The sequence below is a fragment of the Pseudomonas sp. S9 genome (genome assembly GCF_000222125.1).
GTDB lineage: Bacteria > Pseudomonadota > Gammaproteobacteria > Pseudomonadales > Pseudomonadaceae > Aquipseudomonas > Aquipseudomonas segetis.
The window spans coordinates 323,084-346,567 of sequence record NZ_AFFX01000003.1 but is presented as its reverse complement, the minus strand read 5'-3'; the positions used below and the strand labels follow the sequence as shown (position 1 = coordinate 346,567).

Below are 23,484 nucleotides of genomic sequence, written 5' to 3'. Positions count from 1 at the left end.
CCAGCTGTCGCCAATACTTCAATTGAACACTGGCAAGCAGAAGCCCAGCCATAAAAAAATCCGACCTCCTTGCAGAGGTCGGATTTTTGTTTCAGTGCACCCGCGCTAACGGGCACCTATAGCTTAGTGATCGATTGCAGCACCCGCACCGCGAGGGATACGGATATCTTCGATCAAGTGCTGGATGCGCTCTGGCGGCGCGCTGGTAACAGAAGCCACAGCTACCGCAACTATGAAGTTGAAGATCATGCCCAGGGTACCGATGCCTTCAGGCGAGATACCGAACCACCAGTCAGCAGCGCCAGCAGTCGGGTTGATGAACTTGTAGTAGACGATGTAGCTGAAGGTGAATGCCAGGCCCACAACCATGCCGGCAATCGCACCTTCCTTGTTCATCTTCTTGGAGAAAATCCCCATGACGATGGCCGGGAAGAAGGATGCTGCGGCAAGACCGAAGGCAAATGCCACCACCTGTGCCACAAAGGCTGGCGGATAAATCCCGAACAAGCCTGCCACAACAACCGCAACCCCCGCTGCGATACGAGCAGCAAGCAGCTCTTGCTTCTCGGAGATGCTCGGCATGATGTTGCTCTTGAGCAAGTCATGGGAGATCGAGGTCGAGATAACCAGCAGCAAACCAGCGGCAGTCGACAAGGCAGCAGCCAAACCACCGGCTGCAATCAGGGCGATTACCCAACCTGGCAGGTTGGCGATTTCCGGGTTGGCCAGAACCATGATGTCGCGGTCGACGTAAAACTCGTTAGCCGCATCAGTCGGGGCATTGGTCACCTGGCGCTCGCCATGGGCACCGGTTTCAGCCGAAAAGGTTGGCGCGCCGGCAAATGGAGCACCTGGACCGTACTGAATCTTGCCGTCGCCATTCTTGTCGAGCCAGGCGATCAGACCGGATTTCTCCCAGTTTTTAACCCACTGTGGTGCATTGCTGTATTCAACACCTGGAATGGTCGTCAGCAGGTTGGTACGCGCAAACGCGGCAACAGCTGGAGCCGTGGTGTACAGAATGGCAATGAACAGCAGAGCATAACCGGCCGACTGGCGAGCAGCGCGTACGGTTGGCGTGGTGAAGAAACGTACAATTACGTGCGGCAGGCCCGCAGTACCAACCATCAGCGCCATGGTGATGAAGAACACGTCGATAGTCGACTTGCTTCCATCGGTGTAAACGCCAAAGCCCAGCTCAGTACCCAGACCGTTAAGACGCTCCAGAACCGACTGGCCAGTGCCCGTCACTTCGCTACCAAAACCCAGTTGTGGGATTGGGTTACCGGTGATCAGCATCGAAATGTAGATCGCTGGCACCATGTAGGCGAAGATCATCACGCAGTATTGCGCCACCTGGGTGTAGGTGATGCCCTTCATGCCGCCAAGAACGGAGTAGAAGAACACGATGCACATGCCGATGATTACACCGGTGTTGATGTCTACTTCCAGATAACGCGAGAAGACGATACCAACGCCGCGCATTTGCCCGGCCACATAGGTGAAGGAAATGAAGATCACGCAGATTACCGCGACCACGCGAGCCGTCTGCGAGTAGTAACGCTCGCCGATAAACTCAGGCACGGTGAATTTGCCGAACTTGCGCAGGTACGGTGCCAGACACATGGCCAGGAGCACGTAGCCGCCGGTCCAGCCCATCAGGTAAACGCTGCCGTCAAAGCCGGTGAAGGAAATAATCCCCGCCATTGAGATAAACGAAGCCGCGGACATCCAGTCGGCGCCCGTAGCCATACCGTTGAGAACTGGATGAACGCCTTTACTAGCAACGTAGTATTCACTGGTAGACCCGGCACGGGTCCAGATGGCGATGCCGATGTACAGTGCAAAGGTTGCACCGACAAACAGATAAATCAGAGTTTGGGTATCCATTGTCGGCGCCTCAGTCTTCGTGGACGTCGTGTTTTCGGTCGTACTGATTCATCTTCCAGACGTAGAAAAAAATCATCGCCACAAATACGTAGATGGACCCTTGCTGGGCAAACCAGAATCCCAGTGGGAAACCGAAGAACTGAATGGTATTGAGCTCATCAACGAACAGAATACCGCAGCCGAATGACACCACAAACCAGACCACCAGCAGCGTCAACATCAGCCGCAGGTTGTCTTTCCAATAGGCCTTGGCAGCCTCTTGCTTAGACGCAGACATGTGAGGTTCTCCTCAATTGTTTTTGTTGTTTTGACACCTGCAACTTAGCAGCACAGGGCGTAAGCGCCAGTGAGACTTTGGTCGAGTGCAGCCAGGACATGTGCTGGCCATCACTGTTTATAGGGCATCTAGCGCAGCGGCGCCCCAGTTGCCCTGTGCACCCACGACCAAGGTCGTATACTGCCCGGCGAACAGAAACAAACAGCTAATGTGATCTACCCCTGAAAAAGATTGGAAACCAGCCAATGTCCTGCAAGGAAATGACCCTGTTTTACTCGCCAGCCTCACCCTTCGCACGCAAGGTAATAGTGCTGCTGCATGAGACCCGGCAACTGGATAATGTCGAGCTTTTCGATGTCCAGCTCAGCCCGGTCAGTCCCAGCGGGGATGTAATCGCACGCAACCCATCGGGCAAGATCCCGGCGCTTGAACTGGCCAATGGCGATACCCTACACGACAGCCGGGTAATCCTTGACTACCTCGATCACCTGCACGGCGGCGAACCGCTCATTCCCCGTGACGGTGCAGCCCGCTGGCAGCGCCTGACCCTGGCCTCACTGGCTGACGCGATACTCGACGCAGCTATTTTGATCCGCTATGAAACCTTTCTGCGCCCCAAAGAGCTGCATTGGCCAACCTGGCTGGACGCCCAGCAGGAAAAAATCGAGCGGGGCCTGGCAGAGTTGGAAACCCAGGCTGCTAGCGACCGACTGCAATGCTTTGATATTGCATCGATCTGCATTGCCTGTGCATTGGGCTATCTGGACTTTCGCCAGCCGCAACTGGGATGGCGCGCACGTTTTGCCTGCCTGGCGAGCTGGTACGAAGATGTCAGCCAGCGCGAATCCATGCGCAGCACCCAACCACCGGCCTGAACTGGGCCAGCTAGGCCTTGGCTGGGCTGCTCCTCAGCCCATCGCTGTCACCCGTGCGCTGGGGTGTCCTGGCCAGCCCCAAGTGCTTGGCAGAAGGCGCGAACAATTGCGCAATCTGCCGAGCCAGCCGGGCCCCGCAGCGTGCATCCTCGCGCAAGCCGATATGCCCGCTCACCGGCGATACCAGTAGTAGTAAAAACCACCACCGAGCAACACCGCCAATTGCCCCAGCGCCGCGCAAAGCTGGGCAAAAGACTGAACAGAAGGGTTGCTGGAGGCATTGGCGCCCCCGGTCAGGCTACTCAGGAAATCCGCCGGCAAGCTGTTCAAGACCAGCCAGCTCAGTAGCATGCCAGTCAATGTCAGCCCACTGATCAGGTCAAAGCGCCTGAAGAACATCAGGCCAATCAGCAGAAACAGGCTGAGAACAGCCCCCAGAAAGCAACACAGCGAAACCCGCATAAAGATTCGCATCTTCGACACTCCATAAGCGGCGCGGCTTGCCCGCGCCGCAACTTGATTAGTTGAGGGACGTTTCGGCAGCGCCCTTACCGACGCCATACCAGTCGAGATTACGGGTTAGCACCATAAAGCCGCCGAGCACCACGAAGACCAATATCGACCCCATCAGCAATGCGTGGTCCCCCGCGCTAAGCAAGCCATAGAGCATGGTGTAGAGCATGCCGAGCAGCAGGCCAAAACCCAGCCCCCGCGCAGCACTGCGCAATACATAGCTGACATAAAAGCTGATCAACGACACGCAGGCACCGGCTGAAACCACATAGGCCAGTGCAAACCCCATGTGCTCGGAAAGCGAAATCAGCAGCAGGTAGAACAGCGCCAGCGACAATCCAACCAATGCATATTGCATCGGGTGCACGGCCATGCGCTTGAGGATTTCAAAGAGGAAGAACACTGCGAACGTCAAGGCAATAAACAACAGGGCATATTTGATTGAACGATCAGCCTTGAGATATTGATCGACCGGGTCGACAAAGCTCACCCCCAGGTTGCGTGACGACAAGCCCTGGCACTGGCCACCCGAACGACAGCCCGCCAGGACCTCCTCCATATTGGTGGCGAAGAAACTGGTGTGCCACTTGGCCTTGAACCCCTGGTCAGTCACCGAGCGCTCAGTCGGCAGGTACAGCCCGCTAAAACTTGGATGGGGCCAGTCCGACGAGAGCTGCACCACGCTGTCACGGCCAATGGGGGTCACATGCAGGCTGGCGGTGCCCTGCAGCTTGAGGTCAAAGGCAAAACTCAGGCTCTGCTCACTTGTCGTATCCATGGCCGGTAAAGGCACATGCACCCCGCTCCCCAGCATCGGCTCGCCGCTGCCTGGCTGAAAATTCAGGCGCTGGTTATTGAGCTCTAACTTGAGGTCGTTATTGATACCGCGAATATCACTGATACCCACGGCCAGAAATGCCGGATCGAAGCTGTAGTCTTCGAGTTTGCCACTGACGCCATAGTGGGCAGGCAAGCTGAACGAACCGCTGACACGATTATCGCTGTGATACAGGCGCGCCTGGTAGATGCCACGGTTGTGCAGTTCAGTGCGCATCGAGCCATTGAGCTTGAACTGCTCGGGCAAAAAGTACATGCGCCCGCGTACTTGCCATTCATCCCAGTAGCGCTCACCGGTTTTCTCATTGGTTTTCCAGCCACGCTTGGCTTGGGTATAGGGCACGACCAAAATCGGCCCGGTCAGTTGCTGGGCAAAGCTGGAACTGCGGGCAATGTCCTGGACCACCTCATCACGTTGGCTCTGCCGTTCACTGACCAGGTTGCCAATCATCAGCAGCGGAATAATCAACAGCACAATTAACAGGGCTATGGTGCCCAGCTTGAATAACAAAGGTCGGTTCATGGTGCAGCTCTCCATGCATGGGTTGATGGAGAGCACTGTGCGCCGTCGAAATGGTGGCTTTATGGAGCCTTTATGGAGACTCTGTGGAGCTTGTGTGTTGGCCTAGCCTGCAGTCGGGAGCAATTCCCTGACCTCGACGCCACCCTCGACATTGGCAATCTGCAATTGGCCGCCATGCAACTCGATGACTTCCTCGACGAAGTTCAAACCCAGCCCGGTACTTTTTCGCCCGGTTTGCGGCCTGGGCAGCGAATAAAAGCGCTCGGTCAGGCGCGCCAGCGCATAGTCGGGAATTGCCTCGCCCTGATTGAAAAAGCGAACCCACACGCCCTGCATGCAAGCTTCGGCCTGAATACGAATCAGCCCATGCTCAGGGACGAATGCCAATGCGTTATCCAGGATGTTGGCCAAGGCCTGGCGCAGCAAAAACCGCTCGCCCAAAAGCACAAGGCCCGGGGCGATATTGAGCTCGACCCTTACCTTGGACTGAGCGATGGCGGCCGCCTGGCCCTCCACCAATGCGCCTATCAGCTCAGCCAATGGCAGCTTGGCGCGTTCCTCCAGGGCTTGCATTTGTTCGACCTGCGCCAGGTGCAGCAGGCGTTCGATCAGTTGCTGAAGGCGCGTGCTTTCCTGACTGATATTGGCAATGAAACGCTTTCGCGAAGCATCCGGCAATTCTTCATCGAGCAGTTCAGCGGCACCACGAATCGCCGCCAGCGGGCTTTTCAATTCATGGGTCAGGGTATGCACATAACGCTCGACATAGGCCTTGCCTTCAAGCTCGGTGCGCATGCGCTCGACCGCCAGGGCCAGCTGGGTCATTTCTCCACCCGGCATGCGTGGCAAGGCTGCCCGCTGCCCTTCACTGACCGCTTGTGCGTATCGCGTCAGTTGGCGCAGCGATGAACTCAACCACCAACTAAGCAGGCCACCGACCAACAAGCCCAAGGCAATCAACCCATAACCCAGCCACGATAATCGCCGCTGCGAGCGCTCGATATAAGGCTGCAAGGTCTGGTTGGGCTTGGCCACGGTCACCACGCCAATAATGCGTTGCCCAACCTTGATGGGCGCTGCCACATACATCACCGAGCTTTCTGGATCATTCGGATCTTCGCGGGTAGAACGAGCGCCGTATTCACCTCGCAGCGTGCGATAGACATCATTCCAGCGCGAGTAATCCTGGCCAACCGCCTGCCCCGTGGAATCAAGCAAGACAATGCCCTTGGCATCAGTCACATAGATGCGGTGATTGACCTGCGTTTTTTGCACGCCCCAGATATCAGCGTTGGGCGAGCGCACACCGTAGGTTTTCAGCAACTGAGGCCAGTGGCTCTGACTGAGTTTTCCAGCCTGCACATCATCGCGCAGTACCTCGGCCAGCAGGTTGGCGGTATCGACCAGGGTTTCCTCGGTGGACTGGCGCACACCGGGTCGGATCTCGTCCATGACAGTGCTCAGCACGAACCAGCCAGACAAGCCAACAAACAGGAAATACACCAGGAAGATACGAATCGCGATGGGCATCAGCCGTTACCCGGGCATTTTAGGCTGTAGCCCAGGCCACGGTGGGTCTGGATCGGGTCTTGAGTCGCATTCACCAGTCGCAGCTTCGCCCGCAGGCTCTTGATATGGCTGTCGATATTGCGCTCATAGCCCGCATCTGCGGCGATGCCCAGGCCATCAAGCAGTTGCTCGCGAGAAAACACGCGCTCTGGTTGCTCAAGCAGCACGCTGAGCAACTTGAACTCATGTCGGGTCAGGCTCAATGACTGCCCAAAGTAATGCACCTGATCGCGCTGGCTGTCCAGCTCAAAGCTCTGATAGCGAAGCAAGGTCGCATTGGGGGTCACCTCACGCGGGGCTACACGTTTCAGAATCGCTTTGACCCGCGCGGCTACCTCGCGAGGACTAAAGGGCTTGACCACATAATCGTCGGCGCCAATTTCCAGGCCCACCACCCGATCAATTTCGCCATCGCGCGCGGTAAGAAAAATCACCGGCACTTCGCAGAAGCGGCGCAACTGCTTGCACACCTCAAAACCACTGATGTCCGGCAGGCCGACGTCCAGGATCAGCAGATCAGGCTCCGCTTGCCGCACGGAATCAAGACAGGCCTGCCCCAATGCCAGCCAGGTGGTGGTGAAACCCTCTGATTGCAGGGCATAGATCAGGGTGTCTGCAATGGCGGCTTCATCTTCGACAATCAGAATGTGTGGCATCAGCGTCCTGCATGGTGGCGGTCCCGTCGGGAAGACTGCGACAGGCGCCCGCCAGCGTCAAGCCGACACCAGCCCGGGCCGTGAATAAAGGCCTGGGCAGGCGCCTGGCTTGATGATCAACCCAGGCGGAAACGCCCGGTATTCTGCGCCAGCTCAAGACTGCCCATGCGCAGCTGCTCCGAGGCCTGACTCACCGCTTGTGCGCCATCGAGCAAGGTGCTGGCGTCCTGGTCGACCTGCTGGATATTACCGCTGACTTCATCCGCCGTGGCGGCTTGCTCCTCGGCTGCCGTAGCGATCTGTGCCAGACGGTCGCTCACACGCTGGACCGACTCGACTATACCGCTCAGATCATCACTCATCGCCAGCACACTGCTGACATCGCCCTCGGCCTGGGCCACGGCCTGCTCCATCATTTCAACGGACTCGCCGACCACCTTATGCAAGTCGGCAACGGTTTGCGCAATTTCCGCAGTGGAGTTTTGCGTGCGCTGCGACAGGCTGCGGACCTCGTCGGCAACCACGGCAAAGCCTCGGCCTTGCTCGCCCGCCCGCGCAGCTTCAATTGCCGCATTAAGCGCCAGCAGGTTGGTCTGCTCGGCAATTCCCTTGATCACATCAACCACACGGGTGATCTGCTCGGTTTGCTGCTGCAACTGCTTCAAGGTTGCCGAACTGTCCCCCAGGCGAGCACTGAGTTGGCGCATGCTGGAACTGGTGCGCTCACTGCGCTGGTTACTTTGATTGGCCACTTCCTGGGTTTGCACCGCCTCGACTGCAGCCTCCTCGCAGCTTTGGGCGACACTTTGCGCAGTCGCCGCCATTTGCGTGGCAGCAGCGGCAATCTGGCTCATCTGGCCTTGCTGGCGCTCGACGGCCTGCAACGAATTCTGCGCCTGGCGACTCAGCACCTGAACCGTACCGCCCAGGCCTTCGCTTTCATGGTTGACGCCCTGTAGCGAGCCGCGCAGTTGAGTCACGGCGGTATTGAGCGCCAAGGCAATTTGCGCCAGCTCATCCTTGCCGTACACCTGCATCTGCACACGCAAGTCGCCATCACGCAGGCCCTGGGCCGCCGCAATAACCTCATGGGCGCTGCGGCGAATCGACCAGTTAAGGCAAACAAGACCGTAGAGCGCGGCCAGGGTCAGCAGCGCAAATACCAGGACGATATCTAGCATGTGCATTGTTGCGACGTGCTGGTAGGCGTTTTGGCTCTGCTCGAATTGCTCAACTTGTGCCTGCTGCAACGCGAGCAAATGCTGACGCAAGGCTTCGATTCGCTGAATAAACTGTGCGGGCGTCAACTGCATGGGGTTGGCATCAAACATGTCCCGATCGATCTCTTTCAAGAACAGTTCGATGCCTTGCTCGGCGGCCAGAAACGGTGCCTGCAACTTTTTCATCGAGTCAGGAGCGGTGCGCTCGAGGGTGTTATGCGCCTTGAGCAACTGCGCGCTCGATTCATCGATGCTGCGTCGCAGGTCACGAATCCCGACCCGGCTCTGCAAGGTGAAATGCTCGGAAACCACAGCGCCGTAGCCTCGACTGGCAAAGCTGGCGAGGTTTTCGAGCAAGCGCGGCAAGGTAAAGGTCAACTGCTCCATCATCAGGTAGGTGTCGAGATGAGGGTCCAGAATCATTCCGCTGTCGGTGGCGATCTGCTCCCGAAGCGCGGTGAGATGCTGGAGATTCATTTGGTAACGCTCCAAGGCATCAGGTAACGCAATGTTACTCAGCTCAGCGGAACTCAAGCGGCTGCGATCCGCCTGCAGGGTTTGCAACAACTCCTTTGCCTGGCTCGACATTGCGCCGCCCGACAATTGCTCGGACGCCTGCTTCAGCGCTTCATCGAGCTTGGCTTCACGACTGGTCAATAAGCCTTGGGCGGCATCATCGGTGCCTTTCCAGCGCGCCAATAGAGTGCGTTGCTCAAGCACCTCGCGCTGCACCTGCGCCAATGCCTGAATATCGTGGAGACCTTTGATCTGATGATCAATCAACCGCTGGCCGGCCTGGTACTCAGACCATATGGCCCACAAGGCGTAGGTCAGCGGCAATATGAACAGGACAGCGAGGATAAGAAACTTACGGGCAAAACTAAAACGCTCGAGCAAACTGACGCCCGGCTTGAGTACTACAGTCATGACGACACCTCAAAACACTTAATGCACGCTCAGTGGCAAGCGTAACAAGCTAAAGTCCAAGCAAGAACTACGCCGATGCCAAGGTGCCACTATCCAGCAAGATGGCCATACCGCTTGGCTAAGACTTATATCGGCAGGAAAGCCATTCTCAATATGCTGTGCGTCGCATAATTTATGCTGCGCTGGGAGCGCTCCGAGGTGATGGTTGCCATCATGTCTTGATAAGCGATGATCTTGCCGAATAATCGCTCGAAACTTAGGTTATAGGGTGGTTTGTCAAAACCATTGGTAAAAAGCAGACGCTCGCCATTGGCGTCCAGGCGATGCTTTAGGCGCCAGACCAGGATTTCAACATTGCGCGCACTGTTGTAAAGCGCCTGCTGGTCCGGCGTATCAAACAGGTAGAAGTCATCAATTTAGCCATAGGAGCGGCTAAGCATGCCCCGCAGTCCGGCCATCACGGCATACACGCGATCGCCCTTGAAATGCACATCGAGGGCAACATCCATGGCTGACAATTCACTTTTGCCAAGATAAGCGGTTTGTTGGTCAAGCGGTGTCGCCCACAACTGCTGCTGGCGGGAAAGTATGGTCGCGTTCGGGGTTTTGTGAAGTTCGTCCGGGTTGCGCTCATAGAGCTTGCCCATCAGCACAATCAGGCTCTGGTCAATGGTGCGCCAGTGCATATCGACAACCATGTCGATATCGGTCTTGGCGACTTTATTCAGCTTGAGCGGCCCCCCGCTGCACGCGAGCAGGTTAAGGCAAAATAGGGCGATCACAGCAATATGCAAAAAGCCAGAGCCCATGGGCCTGATACCTGATGCTGCCGACACTAGAACAAAAGCCCGTCCGTGGAGCGTTTTTGTACGCGTTGCTGTTGCACCTGAGTCATCCTTGTAGCGGTCAACAGCTCATTTCGAATGAGCTGTAAGTATTTTTATACCGACAACATAGAACACTCGCCTGCAAGTCTCAAACCCCTGGTGATGCCAATCGGAGGCGGATGACGCTTTTTTCATCCGCCATTGCTGATGCCATGCGTCTGAGCTATTGACCCATCGGTGTACAGCAGATGGACAAGCTCTGCGTGGTCACAGCCTACAGACTCAACACTCAGGGCGTTCGACGGTGTAACGCTCGGCCGGGTTGATGGCCGCATCCAGCTTACGAATCGCGCTGGCACCGATCAGCAACGGATAATCAAAGTGAGTCCGGTCAGTCAGGTTCACTTCGACAGTACGCGATTGATGGCCTACGCAAACTTCAAGGTTGACCACCGGGCGCTCTGTGGTCGAAGGGCTGCTGGATGTCACATTAGCGCCCTCCTCCGCACGGTTCTTGATTTCGGTAATGCGCACCAAGGGCTGCTCATACAGGGTGTCGTCGGCGTCCTTGATGGCCAGACGAAAGCGCACCCACTCGCCGCCATCGCGTTTGAATCGCTCAATATCCTTGGCTGACAACGAGGCGGTCATTGCGCCTGTATCCATCTTGGCCTTCAAGGTTTGGCCAATTTGCGGCAGCGTTACCAGCTCGTAGCGACCGTATGTGTTGAGCTCGGAGGCGTTTTTTTCAGCGGCCATCACCGGCAGGGTCAAAAGAGCAGCTGTTAGCGCGATCACAATCTTCAAACGTCATTTCTCCATGAAAGTCTGGTGCATCTGACTCTGATGACTGAAAGAGGTTCTGCACAATTTGTGAGACTTGATGTCGCACTATTGCTTGGACTGCGCCGGCGCCAACCCTATGATATAGGCGATCCTGCATATCAAGGAGCTGCCATGCGCCGCTTGCTCACTGGCCTGAGCGTCACCCTTCTGCTGCTGTTAAACACGTTGATCCTGATCGGCCCACTGCTGTTGATTGCATTGGGCAAATTCATCCTGCCTGGCAAGCAGCTCAAGGCGAGCTGCTCGCGCGGGGTCATGTGGGTTGCCGAAACCTGGGCTGAAATCAACAAACTGATCTTCGCTTGCCTGCTGCCAACGGTCTGGGATATTCGCGGCAATGCGCAATTGCGCAAGACCACCTCATACCTGGTTATCAGCAACCATCAATCGTGGGTCGATATCCCGGCACTGGTGCAGGTTTTCAACCGGAAAACGCCCTACTTCAAGTTCTTCCTCAAACAGCAACTGATCTGGGTGCCCTTTCTCGGCCTGGCGTTCTGGGCACTGGACTATCCCTTTATGCGGCGCTATTCCAAGGCCTATTTAGCCAAACACCCGGAGCGTCGCGGTGAAGACCTGGAGATAACCAAGCGCGCCTGCGAAAAATTCAAGGACATACCGGTAACAGTGGTCAACTACCTTGAAGGCACACGCTGCACCCCGGCAAAACAGGTGCAACAACAATCGCCTTATCGCTACTTGCTAAAACCCAAGGCCGGCGGCGTGGCATTTGTATTAGCCGCCCTGGGCGAACAGCTCGATGCGGTGCTGGATGTCACTGTGGTTTACCCAAGCGCGCAAATCCCCGGCTTCTGGACCTTGATCAGCGGCCAGGTGCCAAAGGTCATCGTCGATATCCAAACCCTTGAGCTCGACCCCGCGTTGCATCAGGGCGACTACCAGAACGACGAACAATTTCGCCAGCAGGTACAGGCGTGGGTGACGGATATGTGGCAACGCAAAGACGCACGCATTGCGCAGATCCGCAGTGAATTGCAGCTGCCCTGAGTCCGCCTGACACACCAAAAAGCTCGCCGTTCGGAACAACGGCGAGCTTGATTTAGACCGCGACCCGTAAATCAGGCAGCGCTAAATGAACGGTGTGGATCGATGACGAATTTCTTCGGTACACCGGCATCAAACTCGCCATAGCCTTGTGGCGCCTGGTCGAGGCTGATCACCTGCACGCCCACCACTTCAGCAATATTGATCCGGTCCCACATGATCGCTTGCATCAACTGGCGGTTGTACTTCATTACTGGTGTTTGCCCGGTATGGAAGCTGTGCGATTTAGCCCAGCCCAGGCCAAAGCGAATGCTCAGGCTACCGATTTTCGCCGCTGCATCCACCGCGCCTGGATCTTCGGTCACATACAAGCCGGCAATACCAATCTTGCCGGCCACCCGCACCACGCCCATCAGCGAGTTCAACACCGTAGCTGGCGCTTCATGCTGCGCGCCGGAATGCCCGTGACCGCGCGCTTCAAAGCCTACGGCATCAACAGCGCAATCGACCTCAGGCTCGCCCAGCAACTCAGCGATTTGTTCGTGCAGCGGCGTGTCTTTCGACAGGTCGGCAATCTCGAACCCCTGGGCCTTGGCATGGGCCAGACGTACAGGATTGACGTCGCCGACAATCACCACCGCGGCGCCCAACAGCCGGGCGGATGCAGCCGCAGCCAAGCCCACGGGACCGGCGCCAGCGACATACACCGTGCTGCCCGGGCCAACGCCCGCAGTCACTGCGCCGTGATAACCGGTCGGCAGGATGTCTGAAAGACAGGTCAGGTCGCGAATTTTTTCCATCGCCTTGTCGCGATCAGGCAATTTCAGCAGGTTGAAGTCGGCATATGGCACCAGCACGTAATTTGCCTGGCCACCGGTCCAGTCGCCCATGTCGACATAGCCATAGGCGCCACCGGCACGCGCCGGGTTTACGGTCAGGCAAACGCCGGTGTGCTGCTCTTTACAGCTGCGGCAACGGCCGCAAGCCACGTTGAACGGCACCGAAACCAGATCACCTATCTTCAAGTGCTCAACATCGCGGCCTTTCTCGATCACCTCACCGGTAATCTCATGGCCCAGAACCAGGCCAACCTGCGCCGTGGTACGGCCACGCACCATGTGCTGGTCGGAACCACAGATGTTGGTTGAAATGACTTTGAGGATGACGCCGTGCTCGATCTTCTTGCCGCGCGGATCCTGCATTTTCGGATAGTCGATACTTTGCACCTCGACCTTGCCAGCACCGAGATACACCACACCACGATTATCAGACATCGTTTGCTCTCCTTCTTGTTGTCGTAACAAAAGCGCAGCCAATGGCCGCGCGGCCTTGCACTGGAGCATTTGCAGCGGCTGAAGCATTCACAAAGAGTTTGATCTGAGCGCTAAACCAGAAACTCTAAGGCAGTGTGAAACAGCTGTTTCAGCTTGGGAAAGGCAGGTCGTGCTACAGCACAACCGTGCGATTTGCGTTTAAAAAGACCCTGCGCTCGAGGTGATAACCGATGGCCTTGGCCAAGGTCAGGCATTCGATATCACGCCCCTTGGCGATCAAGTCTTCTGGGTAATGGCTGTGATCGACCGGCTCAACGCCCTGGGCAATGATCGGCCCTTCATCGAGATCGTTATTGATGTAGTGCGCGGTGGCACCGACCAGTTTCACGCCCTTTTGGTAAGCCTGGTGATAAGGTTTTGCGCCCTTGAAACCCGGCAGCAAGGAGTGGTGAATATTGATCGCCCATCCGTCCAGCTTGCGGCACAACTCTGGCGACAGCACTTGCATATAACGGGCAAGCACGACCAGTTCGGCGCCGGTTTCCTCAATGACTTGCAGTACCTTGCGCTCCTGGGACGGCTTGTCATTCGGGTCTAGGGCGAAGTGGTAATAGGGAATCGCATGCCAACGCGCCAGCGGCTCCAGGTCCGGATGATTGGAAATCACCGCGACCACGTCCATGGGCAAATGGCCAATGCGTTGGCGATAGAGCAAGTCATTCAAGCAGTGATCCGACTTGGAAACCATCAGCACCACCTTGGCACGGTAGCCCGGCGGGGTCAGCTCGGTTTGCATCTCGAACATGGCACTGCGCTGATCCAGCTCATCACGAAAAGCCTGCTCGTCAAAGTCGTCCGGCTGGCGAAACTCAATGCGAATAAAGAACCGCGACGACAACCGATCATCAAAGGAGTGATGTTCGGTGACATAGCAGCGCTGCTCGAACAGGAACCGTGTCAACGCATCCACCGTGCCCAGCACGCTTGGGCATTGCGCTGTCAAAATCCAGGTATCCGGGGTTCTGCTCATTACAATCTCCCTGCATTCACACGCGGCATCAGCGCAGCCTCAGGCAACTGCGCCAAGCTTCGATAAACATGGTTATTGGCTGATGTTGAGCCCAAATTCGGCGCTGGCATCCTGCAGCCACAACCAAAAGTAGTCGGAGAAGCTGCGCCGGATCACCAGCTCCCAGGTGTGTTCGCCCGTGTGGCGAATCACCAGTTGCGCCTTGGCAAAATGAGTTGCCACCGCCTTGCCGACCGGGAAGTTGCTCGGGTGTACGTCGTAGGAGGTCGACTTCATCAAGACCTCACGCACCTTGCTACCGCTCAGCTCCAGCAGTGTTTGGCCGCCACTGACATTGACGATCGAGATATGCTGACCGGCCAGCGCCTCGCGCAGCTTTTGCTCAACGGCGAACTCTTCGCCACTGGGCACGATCAGCAGCCACTCGTCTGGCGACATCCATTGCAACGAGGTATCGCCGCTGCTCGTCAGGGTCAGTGCGACCGGCAGTTCCATGCCCAATGCACTGTGCACGCCACTGGCAAACGTCGGGTCACTGGCATCGCCGCGCAGGGTCAGGTGCCCCAACAATTTCTTCTCGCGCAGGTTCACACCGGCGTTTCTGGACCCTTTGCCAACCAGTTCGTGCAGGCTGGCATGAAACAGTGGCGACTCCGCTTGAGCCGCATCCGGGCGCTGTTTGTAGACATTGACGTTAGACATTCTGGCGATCCCCTTTGGGGTCATAAAACACGGAGCTGACGATTTCGGCTTCAATTACGCTGCCATCGACCAGCGGCGCGAATACACGCTCACCGATGCGCTGCAGGCCGCCCTTGACCACCGCCATCGCAAAGGAATATCCCAAGGCGGCACTCATGTAGCTTGAAGTGACGTGGCCAACCATGGTCATCGGTATCGACTGGTTCGGGTCGAACACCAATTGCGCACCTTCAGGCAGTACCTGGTCAGGGTTGAGCGGTTTCAAGCCAACCAGTTGCTTGCGCTGCTCACGCACACAATCTTCACGATTCATGCCGCGCCAGCCAATCCAGGAGAACGGCTTTGGCCGCCCCACACACCAGCCCATGTTGAGATCGTCTGGCGTGACCGAACCATCGGTGTCCTGACCGACGATGATGAACCCCTTCTCGGCACGCAGCACATGCATGGTTTCAGTGCCGTAAGGCGTCAAGCCATGCTTCTTGCCAGCCTCGATGATCTTCTGCCACACGCCCATGGCGTAGTCGGCCTGGACGTTGACTTCGTAGCTCAGCTCGCCGGTAAAGGAGATCCGGAATACCCGCGCAGGTACACCACCGACTTCACCCTCTTTCCAGGTCATGAAGGGGAACGCCTCTTTGTCGAGGTCGATATCCGTCACTTCAGCCAGCAGCTTGCGACTGTTTGGTCCCGAGAGCGTCATGGTCGCCCAGTGGTCGGTGACCGAGGTGAAGTACACCTTCAGCTCCGGCCATTCGGTCTGGTGGTAAATCTCCAGCCAATCCAGCACGCGCGCGGCACCGCCGGTGGTGGTGGTCATCAGGAAGTGGTTGTCCGCCAGGCAGGCCGTAACACCGTCATCGAAGACCATGCCGTCTTCCTTGCACATCAGCCCGTAACGCGCCTTGCCTACATCCAGCTTGGTCCAGGCGTTGGTATAGACACGATTGAGGAACTCACGCGCATCCGGACCCTGGATATCAATCTTGCCCAGTGTCGAGGCGTCCAGGATACCGACCGCATTACGCACCGCCAGGCATTCGCGCGCCACCGCAGCATGGAGATCTTCGCCATTTTTCGGAAAGTACCAAGGGCGCTTCCACTGGCCGACATCTTCAAATTCGGCACCGTTGGCGACATGCCAGGCATGCATGGCGGTATAGCGATTAGGCTCGAACAGCGCACCGCAGTGACGCCCTGCCACCGCGCCGAAGGTCACCGGCGTGTAGTTGGGCCGGAACATGGTGGTGCCCATCTGCTCGATACTGATGCCCAGCGAGCGCGCGGCAATGGCCAGGCCGTTGATATTGCCGAGCTTGCCTTGGTCAGTACCAAAACCCAGCGCGGTGTAGCGCTTGACGTGCTCGACCGACTCAAAACCCTCGCGGGTCGCCAGCTCGATACCGGCTGCGGTCACGTCATTCTGGAAGTCCACAAACTGCTTCGGTGCACGGGCGGTTGGCTTGTCGTGCGGCACCTGGAACAGCGCAAGGTTGGCCTCTTCATGGCGCATTTCAGCGCTTGGCAGGGTACCAATAACAGCCTTGAAGCCAGATTCGGAAGCAGCCAGCACACCGGCTTCAAAGCCGTCAGCCAAGGTGTCGCCCAAAGCAAACACACCCTTCACGGCACCTGCGCAAACGCGCTTCTGCAAACCTTCGCCGGGCACGAATGCCAGCAGCTTTTCTTGCCAGACAGGACGCCCACCCAAGTGGGATGCAAGGTGCACGACAGGGCTGTAGCCGCCGGAGCTGACGATCAGGTCGCAATCGAGCACTTCACCAGGGCTGGTGACTTTGAATGAAGCCACATCGATTGCACAGATACGCGCTCCGGTCACCCGTTTGCTGCCCCGGGCCTCAACCACGGCGCTGCCGGTCAGAATCCGCACACCACGAGCACGCACCTCTTCCACCCAGGCGCCGCGCGGGTTGGCGCGAACATCCGCCACCGCCACCACCTGCTGGCCAGCATCCAGCCAGTCAAGCACCACGCGGTAGGCATAATCATTGTTGGTCGACAGCACCAGCTTGCGTCCTGGTAGTACGGCGTAGCGACGCACATAGGTCGACACAGCGCCTGCAAGCATATTGCCCGGCACATCATTATTGGCGTAGACCAATGGCCGCTCATGCGCACCGGTTGCCAGCACCACACGCTTGGCGCGCACCCGGTGCATACGCTGACGCACGCTGCCCATTGGCGCCAGCTCACCGAGGTGGTCGGTCATGCGCTGGTGAATGGTCAGGAAGTTGTGGTCGTGGTAACCGTTAACCGTTGAGCGAGGCAGCAAGGTGACTTCCGGCATGCCCTCCACCTCGGCCACAGCCTTGGCCACCCATTTCGCCGCGGGTTCACCTTCGAGTTTCTCGCGGGTGTCGAGCAGGCTGGCGCCAAACTCTTCCTGCTCATCGGCCAGGATCACCCGCGCACCGCTGCGCCCGGCAGCCAATGCAGCAGCCAGGCCAGCCGGGCCTGCGCCCACGACCAAGACATCGCAATGCTGGTTGAGGTAGTCGTAGCTGTCCGGATCGACCTCGGTCGGCGCACGCCCCAGACCTGCGGCCTTGCGAATGTATTTTTCGTAGGTCAGCCACAGGTTTTGCGGGTACATGAAGGTTTTGTAGTAGAAACCCGGCGGCATCATCTTGCCACCGACTTTACCGAGAATTCCCATCATGTCGGTATTGACGCTCGGCCAGCCGTTGGTGCTGTTGGCAACCAGCCCCGCATACAAGGCTTGCTGAGTGGCTCGCACGTTGGGGATTTGCGCCGCCTCGGTCGAGCCAATCTGCAGTACCGCGTTAGGCTCTTCGCTCCCCGCGGCAACGATGCCCCGTGGGCGCGAATATTTGAAGCTGCGCCCGACAATATCAACACCGTTGGCCAGCAATGCAGCCGCCAACGAGTCGCCGGCAAAGCCCTGGTAGGACTCACCGTTGAAACTGAAGCTCAGTGGCTGGCTACGGTCGACCCGGCCACCACTTGCAAGACGATTGATCTGACTCATGCCGTGACTCCTTCAGCGCTGGCTTTTGCCGCTGCAACACTGGCCTCGGTGACACTCGGTTTCTCACCGATCTTGTAGGTTTCAAGAATTTCGTAGGTCACGGTATGGCGCGTGGCATTGAAGAACTTGCGGCAACCGGCAGAGTGCACCCACAACTCATGGTGGATACCGCGCGGATTGTCGCGAAAAAAGATGTAGTCGCCCCACTCGGCATCGCTGCATGCGCCGGGGTCTTCCGGGCGAGCGATATGGGCCTGGCCGTGAGCATGAAACTCTTCTTCAGAGCGCATCTCTGAGCAATGAGGGCAATAAATATTGAGCATGGTCTTAGGCCCCTGTTAGTGAGCAACGGCAGCAGCGCCGTGCTCGTCGATCAATGCGCCGGTGTGGAAACGGTCCATCGCAAATGGCTTGGCCAGCGGGTGCATTTCACCCTTGGCCAGGCTTGCGGCAAACACATGGCCCGAGCCAGGCGTCGCTTTGAAGCCGCCGGTGCCCCAACCGCAGTTGAAGAACAGATTAGGCACAGGCGTTTTCGAGATAATCGGGCAGGCGTCCGGGCTGGTGTCGACGATGCCACCCCACTGGCGGTTCATGCGAACCCGCGAAAGCACGGGGAACATTTCGACAATGGCTTGCAAGGTATGCTCTATGGTCGGGTAAGAACCGCGCTGGCCGTAGCCATTCCAACCGTCGATACCGGCGCCGATCACCAGGTCGCCTTTGTCCGACTGGCTGATGTAGCCATGGACCGCGTTGGACATGATCACACTGTCGATCACCGGCTTGATCGGCTCGGAAACCAATGCCTGCAATGGGTGCGACTCCAGCGGCAGGCGAAAGCCTGCAAGCTTGGCCATGTGCCCTGAGTTACCCGCAGTCACCACGCCGACACGCTTGCCGCCAATGAAACCACGATTGGTTTCAACGCCAATCACCACGCCGTTTTCCTTGCGAAAGCCTGTCACTTCAGTCTGTTGCAACAGGTCGACGCCCAGGGCATCGGCGGCGCGCGCATAGCCCCAGGCCACGGCATCGTGACGCGCTACACCGCCGCGCCGCTGTACAGTCGAGCCCATGATTGGGTAGCGCGTGTTTTTGCTGCAATCAAGGTAGGGGATTTCTTCGGCGACCTGGCGCGCATCGAGCAATTCACCATCGACACCGTTAAGCCGGTTGGCGCTTACACGACGCTCCGAGTCACGCATGTCCTGCAAGGTGTGACACAGGTTATAGACGCCGCGCTGCGAGAACATGACGTTGTAGTTGAGGTCCTGGGACAGGCCCTCCCACAACTTCATCGCGTGTTCATAGAGATGAGCCGACTCATCCCACAGGTAGTTGGAACGCACAATGGTGGTGTTACGGGGGGTATTACCGCCGCCCAGCCAGCCCTTCTCGACCACGGCGACGTTTTTCACGCCGAACTCCTTGGCCAGGTAATACGCGGTTGCCAAGCCATGACCGCCACCGCCAACGATGATCACATCGTAGACGGGCTTGGGGGTCGGGTTGCGCCACATGCGCTGCCAGTTTTCATGATGACTGAAGGCATGTTTGAACAGGCCAAAGCCAGAATATCGTTGCATGTGATGCTCCTAAATTTGAACCTGACTTAACCCGGCCAATCAACGGTAAACGGGATAGTCCGCGCAGAGACCGCCAGCCAATGCCGCCACTTGTGCTTCAACATCGGCATCACCAAGGTGATCGAGGATGTCGCAAATCCAACCCGCCAAGGCCACGCACTGGGGCTCCTTGAAACCACGGGTAGTGACCGCTGGCGTACCGATACGCAAGCCCGAGGTCACAAAGGGTGATTGCGGATCATTGGGCACCGCATTTTTGTTAACCGTGATACCGGCACGCCCCAAGGCGGCGTCGGCGTCTTTGCCGGTGATGCCTTGCTTGATCAAGCTGACCAGGAAAAGGTGGTTATCGGTACCACCGGAAACCACATCAAAACCGCGCTCGATAAACACCCGGGCCATGGCCTGGGCATTGCTGATGACTTGCGCCTGGTAGGCCACGAAGCCTGGCTCCAGCGCCTCTTTGAAACACACGGCCTTCGCTGCAATCACATGCATCAAGGGGCCGCCTTGCGCGCCGGGGAATACGGCAGCGTTGAGCTTTTTCTCGATCTCTTCGTTGCTTTTAGCCAGGATCAAACCACCACGCGGGCCGCGCAGGGTTTTGTGGGTGGTGGTGGTCACCACGTCGGCAAATGGCAGCGGATTCGGATACAGGCCTGCGGCAACCAAGCCAGCCACGTGGGCCATGTCCACAAACAGGTAGGCACCCACTTTGTCGGCGATTTCGCGAAAACGTGGGAAGTCCAGGGTTTTCGAGTAGGCCGAGAATCCAGCCACGATCATCTTGGGCTTGTGCTCCATGGCCAACCGTTCGATTTCATCGTAATCAATCAAGCCGGTGCTGGTGTCGATTCCATATTGCACGGCGTTGTACAGCTTGCCGGATGAACTGACTTTGGCGCCGTGGGTCAGGTGTCCACCGTGGGCAAGGCTCATGCCCAGGATGGTATCGCCAGCTTGCAACAATGCCAGATACACCGCCGAGTTGGCGGACGACCCCGAGTGCGGCTGCACGTTGGCGTAATCAGCACCAAAGAGTTGCTTGGCGCGGTCGATCGCCAGCTGCTCGACCTTGTCGACGAACTCGCAACCACCGTAATAGCGCTTGCCCGGGTAGCCTTCAGCGTACTTGTTGGTCAATCCGCTGCCTTGCGCTTCCATCACGCGCTGGCTGGTGTAGTTCTCCGAGGCGATCAGCTCGATGTGATGCTCCTGACGCCGCTCTTCTTCATTAATTGCGCTGAGCAAGGCGTCGTCGTAACCCTGAATTTGGTCATGCTTGCTAAACATCGCTGATCTCCTGCGGCACAGTATTGTTGGGCTCGGTGTATTGCCGTTTGCAGCGATGGTATGACTCGGCTCAGGCACCCAGATGCCTATGTACGTCATGGGGAAATTCGTTTACGACATGCCCGTGTCGCAAATCAGTCACTGCGTGCTGCAGCTCCTGCCGCACGTCCGAAAAGATTGCTTGCTGGCGCTGGCCGGGCGAAAAACCCGTGTTATAGTCTCGGCACAGCGCATTGGTGCCTTGGGCATCAAACCCGCTGCCTTTCATTCAACATGGCTGAAGCACTGATGACGTTCGCGCATGCATTTACTCAAGTTGCCACGGTTATCCTGACCGCTGAGTTCGCGCGACCGCTACCTTTTGCCATCGCACCACCTCCTGTCGCAACAAGCCCAAGCGGCGTATGCCCGCCACCAGCGCCATAACGCTCGCCTGACACCGAAACTTTTTCTGGCTCCAACCTGACGCGCTTGCTGCTAATCAGCCCGTGCCCGGAGCCTATGGCTTGACGACAGGAACAACCCAATGAAAATCATCCAAGCAATTGGGGCATACGCCACCACAAGCCTTTTTGTATTGCTCTGGAGCAGCGGGGCAATTTTCGCCAAATGGGGGCTTGACCACTCCTCGGCATTCGCTTTTCTCTTGCTTCGTTTTGCAATCGCCTTTGGTGCCCTGTTACTTCTCGGCATCTATCGCAAACGCCTGCTGCCGGACAGCGGCACGCGCAAACGGGTTGCCGCCACCGGCCTGCTCATGATCGGCGGCTATTCGGTTTTCTATTTTATGGCACTCGACAAAGGCATCACACCCGGCGTGCTGGCAACCCTGCTGGGCGTGCAGCCCATTCTCACCTTGCTGGTACTGGAAAGACGCTTTGCTGCACGTCGTATTATCGGCCTGGGCCTGGCACTGGCCGGTTTGGTTATGGTGGTACTGCAGAGCTTGCTTGCAGCTGACTTCTCACTCGCCGGCATCGCTTTTGCGCTGGGCGCATTGGTCTGCGTCACCTGCGGTGCCATTGCACAGAAAAGCATCCAGCAGGAACCCTTCCAGGTGCTGCCGCTGCAATATGCCACCAGCCTGTTGCTATGCCTGGTAGTGGCCCCGAGCCAACCCTTGCACTTTGAACACAGCTTGAGCTTTTTGATTCCGTTGCTGTGGCTGGGACTGGTGATTTCGGTGGTCGCACAACTCTTGCTGTATCGCTTGATCAGCGCCGGAAACCTGGTCAATGTCACCAGCTTGTTTTATCTGGTTCCGGTGGTAACGGCCATCATGGACTACCTGTTTTTCGGCAACCTGCTTTCTGGCCTGAGCCTGCTCGGAATGCTGGCTATCCTGTTGGGGCTGGGGTTGGTGTTTCGCCAACCTAGAACCTGACCGATGCAAGCAATGGGGCAAGGCAATATGACGCTTGCCCCTCCTGGCTCAACCTCGCGTAAAATGCGGCCATACCGCCTGCCCTCACGAGGGGCATTCAGGCAACGGCCAGAAGGACCCAATATGACCGATCAAACGCAACAGTTCGCCAGTGACAACTATTCCGGTATCTGCCCTGAAGCCTGGGCAGCCATGGCCGAAGCCAACCAGGGCCACGACCGTGCCTACGGAGACGATCAATGGACCGCCCGCGCCGCCGATCACTTTCGTAAGCTGTTTGAGACTGACTGCGAAGTATTCTTTGCCTTTAACGGAACCGCCGCCAACTCACTGGCGCTGGCGGCTCTATGCCAGAGCTACCACAGCGTGATTTGCTCCGAGACAGCCCACGTCGAAACCGACGAATGCGGCGCGCCGGAGTTTTTCTCCAATGGCTCGAAACTGCTGGTCGCAAGCAGCGAAAGCGGCAAGATGACCCCACAGTCGATCCGCGAAGTCGCCCTCAAGCGTCAGGACATCCACTACCCCAAGCCCCGTGTGGTAACCCTGACCCAGGCCACGGAAGTGGGTACCGCCTCCCCCCCGGAAAAAATTCCCGCAAACAGCAAACCCTTCCACGAACTTGGCCTTAACCTGCACATGGACGGCGCCCGCTTCTCCAACGCCTGCGCATTCCTCGGCTGCTCACCCGCAGAACTGACCTGGAAAGCTGGCGTTGACGTATTGTGCTTTGGCGGCACCAAGAATGGCATGGCCGTTGGTGAAGCAATTCTGTTCTTTAACAAGGACCTGGCCGAAGACTTCGACTATCGCTGCAAACAGGCCGGCCAGTTGGCCTCGAAAATGCGCTACCTGTCAGCACCATGGGTCGGTATTTTGCAAAACGATGCCTGGCTACATTACGCCCAACACGCCAATAGCTGCGCTCGCCTGCTCGCTGAATTGGTCAGCGACGTGCCCGGCGTCAGCCTGATGTTCCCGGTACAGGCCAACGGGGTATTCCTGCAGATGTCAGAACCCGCTCTGGAAACCCTGCGCAACAAAGGTTGGCGCTTCTACACCTTCATCGGTGCCGGCGGCGCCCGCTTTATGTGCTCCTGGGATACCGATAAAGAACGCGTACGCAAACTGGCCGCCGACATTCGCTCGGCTATGGGTACAGCATTTTAGTCCACAAGAAAACTACAAGAACCGCCAACCAAATAACAAAACGGGAGCAACTGATCAGTTGCTCCCG

General features: G+C 57.5%; 20 protein-coding genes. 4 read left to right on the top strand and 16 right to left on the bottom strand.

All coding sequences use genetic code 11. From position 1 onward, the window contains the following. Positions 1–123: 123 nt before the first annotated feature. Positions 124–1,890, bottom strand: coding sequence for a sodium:solute symporter family protein (locus PSES9_RS0108300; protein ID WP_010485919.1), 1,767 nt, complete (start codon positions 1,888–1,890; stop codon positions 124–126). 10 nt (positions 1,891–1,900) lie between these two features. Beyond that, complete coding sequence (locus tag PSES9_RS0108295; protein WP_010485917.1) at positions 1,901–2,167, bottom strand: DUF4212 domain-containing protein; 267 nt, start codon at positions 2,165–2,167, stop codon at positions 1,901–1,903. A gap of 245 nt (positions 2,168–2,412) precedes the next feature. Here PSES9_RS0108295 and PSES9_RS0108290 point away from each other — a divergent pair, with 245 nt between their 5' ends. Continuing rightward, positions 2,413–3,042: a glutathione S-transferase family protein gene (locus PSES9_RS0108290; RefSeq protein WP_010485916.1), complete on the top strand. Its 630-nt coding sequence runs from the start codon at positions 2,413–2,415 to the stop codon at positions 3,040–3,042. Between the two features lie 171 nt (positions 3,043–3,213). Here the strand turns inward: PSES9_RS0108290 and PSES9_RS0108285 are convergent, their stop codons facing one another. The 7 genes from PSES9_RS0108285 to rloA2 all read right to left on the bottom strand — a co-directional run bounded on the left by PSES9_RS0108285 (position 3,214) and on the right by rloA2 (position 10,921). Beyond that, entirely contained in the window at positions 3,214–3,516 is a 303-nt protein-coding gene (locus PSES9_RS0108285) for a hypothetical protein (RefSeq protein ID WP_010485915.1), read from the bottom strand. Positions 3,517–3,562: 46 nt separating this feature from the next. Beyond that, positions 3,563–4,915: a cell envelope integrity protein CreD gene (gene creD, locus PSES9_RS0108280; protein WP_010485914.1), complete on the bottom strand. Its 1,353-nt coding sequence runs from the start codon at positions 4,913–4,915 to the stop codon at positions 3,563–3,565. Positions 4,916–5,017: 102 nt separating this feature from the next. Continuing rightward, positions 5,018–6,445, bottom strand: a complete 1,428-nt coding sequence (gene creC / locus PSES9_RS0108275) for a two-component system sensor histidine kinase CreC (protein WP_010485913.1) — start codon at positions 6,443–6,445, stop codon at positions 5,018–5,020. Next, positions 6,445–7,140, bottom strand: a complete 696-nt coding sequence (gene creB, locus PSES9_RS0108270) for a two-component system response regulator CreB (protein ID WP_010485912.1) — start codon at positions 7,138–7,140, stop codon at positions 6,445–6,447. Before creB ends, creC begins: the two co-directional genes overlap by 1 nt. Before the next feature lie 116 nt (positions 7,141–7,256). Continuing rightward, positions 7,257–9,287: a methyl-accepting chemotaxis protein gene (locus PSES9_RS0108265; RefSeq protein WP_010485911.1), complete on the bottom strand. Its 2,031-nt coding sequence runs from the start codon at positions 9,285–9,287 to the stop codon at positions 7,257–7,259. A gap of 416 nt (positions 9,288–9,703) precedes the next feature. Next, positions 9,704–10,096 (bottom strand): hypothetical protein, encoded by a 393-nt coding sequence (locus PSES9_RS24260; RefSeq protein ID WP_010485903.1) that lies wholly within the window; start codon positions 10,094–10,096, stop codon positions 9,704–9,706. A 300-nt stretch (positions 10,097–10,396) separates the two neighbouring features. Then, a complete protein-coding gene (gene rloA2 / locus PSES9_RS0108255; protein WP_010485902.1) occupies positions 10,397–10,921 on the bottom strand; it encodes a retropepsin-like aspartic peptidase RloA2 in 525 nt (174 codons plus the stop codon). 150 nt (positions 10,922–11,071) lie between these two features. Here rloA2 and PSES9_RS0108250 point away from each other — a divergent pair, with 150 nt between their 5' ends. Continuing rightward, positions 11,072–11,968: an acyltransferase gene (locus PSES9_RS0108250; protein WP_010485897.1), complete on the top strand. Its 897-nt coding sequence runs from the start codon at positions 11,072–11,074 to the stop codon at positions 11,966–11,968. A 71-nt stretch (positions 11,969–12,039) separates the two neighbouring features. On the opposite strand, the gene fdhA is transcribed toward PSES9_RS0108250, so the two are convergent. The 7 genes from fdhA to glyA all read right to left on the bottom strand — a co-directional run bounded on the left by fdhA (position 12,040) and on the right by glyA (position 20,863). Then, a complete protein-coding gene (fdhA, locus tag PSES9_RS0108245) occupies positions 12,040–13,239 on the bottom strand; it encodes a formaldehyde dehydrogenase, glutathione-independent (protein ID WP_010485895.1) in 1,200 nt (399 codons plus the stop codon). A 172-nt stretch (positions 13,240–13,411) separates the two neighbouring features. Further along, a complete protein-coding gene (gene purU / locus PSES9_RS0108240; protein WP_010485893.1) occupies positions 13,412–14,269 on the bottom strand; it encodes a formyltetrahydrofolate deformylase in 858 nt (285 codons plus the stop codon). Between the two features lie 72 nt (positions 14,270–14,341). Further along, complete coding sequence (locus PSES9_RS0108235; RefSeq protein ID WP_010485891.1) at positions 14,342–14,971, bottom strand: sarcosine oxidase subunit gamma; 630 nt, start codon at positions 14,969–14,971, stop codon at positions 14,342–14,344. Then, complete coding sequence (locus PSES9_RS0108230) at positions 14,964–17,981, bottom strand: sarcosine oxidase subunit alpha (protein WP_010485890.1); 3,018 nt, start codon at positions 17,979–17,981, stop codon at positions 14,964–14,966. Before PSES9_RS0108230 ends, PSES9_RS0108235 begins: the two co-directional genes overlap by 8 nt. Beyond that, a complete protein-coding gene (locus PSES9_RS0108225; protein ID WP_010485888.1) occupies positions 17,978–18,304 on the bottom strand; it encodes a sarcosine oxidase subunit delta in 327 nt (108 codons plus the stop codon). Before PSES9_RS0108225 ends, PSES9_RS0108230 begins: the two co-directional genes overlap by 4 nt. A gap of 15 nt (positions 18,305–18,319) precedes the next feature. Continuing rightward, positions 18,320–19,570 carry a sarcosine oxidase subunit beta gene (locus tag PSES9_RS0108220; RefSeq protein WP_010485886.1) on the bottom strand — a complete coding sequence of 417 codons (1,251 nt, stop codon included), beginning with the start codon at positions 19,568–19,570 and terminating at the stop codon, positions 18,320–18,322. 39 nt (positions 19,571–19,609) lie between these two features. Then, positions 19,610–20,863 (bottom strand): serine hydroxymethyltransferase, encoded by a 1,254-nt coding sequence (glyA, locus tag PSES9_RS0108215; protein ID WP_010485885.1) that lies wholly within the window; start codon positions 20,861–20,863, stop codon positions 19,610–19,612. Between the two features lie 526 nt (positions 20,864–21,389). Between glyA and PSES9_RS0108205 the strand changes: the two genes are divergently transcribed. After that, positions 21,390–22,247, top strand: coding sequence for a DMT family transporter (locus PSES9_RS0108205; protein WP_010485879.1), 858 nt, complete (start codon positions 21,390–21,392; stop codon positions 22,245–22,247). Positions 22,248–22,370: 123 nt separating this feature from the next. Next, a complete protein-coding gene (locus PSES9_RS0108200) occupies positions 22,371–23,417 on the top strand; it encodes a threonine aldolase family protein (protein ID WP_010485877.1) in 1,047 nt (348 codons plus the stop codon). Positions 23,418–23,484: the final 67 nt, after the last annotated feature.

Bases quoted from the DNA above. Each gene is read 5' to 3' on its own strand.
- PSES9_RS0108300 (WP_010485919.1), bottom strand. From the start codon at position 1,890: ATGGATACCCAAACTCTGATTTATCTGTTTGTCGGTGCAACCTTTGCA.
- PSES9_RS0108295 (WP_010485917.1), bottom strand. From the start codon at position 2,167: ATGTCTGCGTCTAAGCAAGAGGCTGCCAAGGCCTATTGGAAAGACAAC.
- PSES9_RS0108290 (WP_010485916.1), top strand. From the start codon at position 2,413: ATGTCCTGCAAGGAAATGACCCTGTTTTACTCGCCAGCCTCACCCTTC.
- PSES9_RS0108285 (WP_010485915.1), bottom strand. From the start codon at position 3,516: ATGCGAATCTTTATGCGGGTTTCGCTGTGTTGCTTTCTGGGGGCTGTT.
- creD (WP_010485914.1), bottom strand. From the start codon at position 4,915: ATGAACCGACCTTTGTTATTCAAGCTGGGCACCATAGCCCTGTTAATT.
- creC (WP_010485913.1), bottom strand. From the start codon at position 6,445: ATGCCCATCGCGATTCGTATCTTCCTGGTGTATTTCCTGTTTGTTGGC.
- creB (WP_010485912.1), bottom strand. From the start codon at position 7,140: ATGCCACACATTCTGATTGTCGAAGATGAAGCCGCCATTGCAGACACC.
- PSES9_RS0108265 (WP_010485911.1), bottom strand. From the start codon at position 9,287: ATGACTGTAGTACTCAAGCCGGGCGTCAGTTTGCTCGAGCGTTTTAGT.
- PSES9_RS24260 (WP_010485903.1), bottom strand. From the start codon at position 10,096: ATGGGCTCTGGCTTTTTGCATATTGCTGTGATCGCCCTATTTTGCCTT.
- PSES9_RS0108250 (WP_010485897.1), top strand. From the start codon at position 11,072: ATGCGCCGCTTGCTCACTGGCCTGAGCGTCACCCTTCTGCTGCTGTTA.
- fdhA (WP_010485895.1), bottom strand. From the start codon at position 13,239: ATGTCTGATAATCGTGGTGTGGTGTATCTCGGTGCTGGCAAGGTCGAG.
- purU (WP_010485893.1), bottom strand. From the start codon at position 14,269: ATGAGCAGAACCCCGGATACCTGGATTTTGACAGCGCAATGCCCAAGC.
- PSES9_RS0108235 (WP_010485891.1), bottom strand. From the start codon at position 14,971: ATGTCTAACGTCAATGTCTACAAACAGCGCCCGGATGCGGCTCAAGCG.
- PSES9_RS0108230 (WP_010485890.1), bottom strand. From the start codon at position 17,981: ATGAGTCAGATCAATCGTCTTGCAAGTGGTGGCCGGGTCGACCGTAGC.
- PSES9_RS0108225 (WP_010485888.1), bottom strand. From the start codon at position 18,304: ATGCTCAATATTTATTGCCCTCATTGCTCAGAGATGCGCTCTGAAGAA.
- PSES9_RS0108220 (WP_010485886.1), bottom strand. From the start codon at position 19,570: ATGCAACGATATTCTGGCTTTGGCCTGTTCAAACATGCCTTCAGTCAT.
- glyA (WP_010485885.1), bottom strand. From the start codon at position 20,863: ATGTTTAGCAAGCATGACCAAATTCAGGGTTACGACGACGCCTTGCTC.
- PSES9_RS0108205 (WP_010485879.1), top strand. From the start codon at position 21,390: ATGAAAATCATCCAAGCAATTGGGGCATACGCCACCACAAGCCTTTTT.
- PSES9_RS0108200 (WP_010485877.1), top strand. From the start codon at position 22,371: ATGACCGATCAAACGCAACAGTTCGCCAGTGACAACTATTCCGGTATC.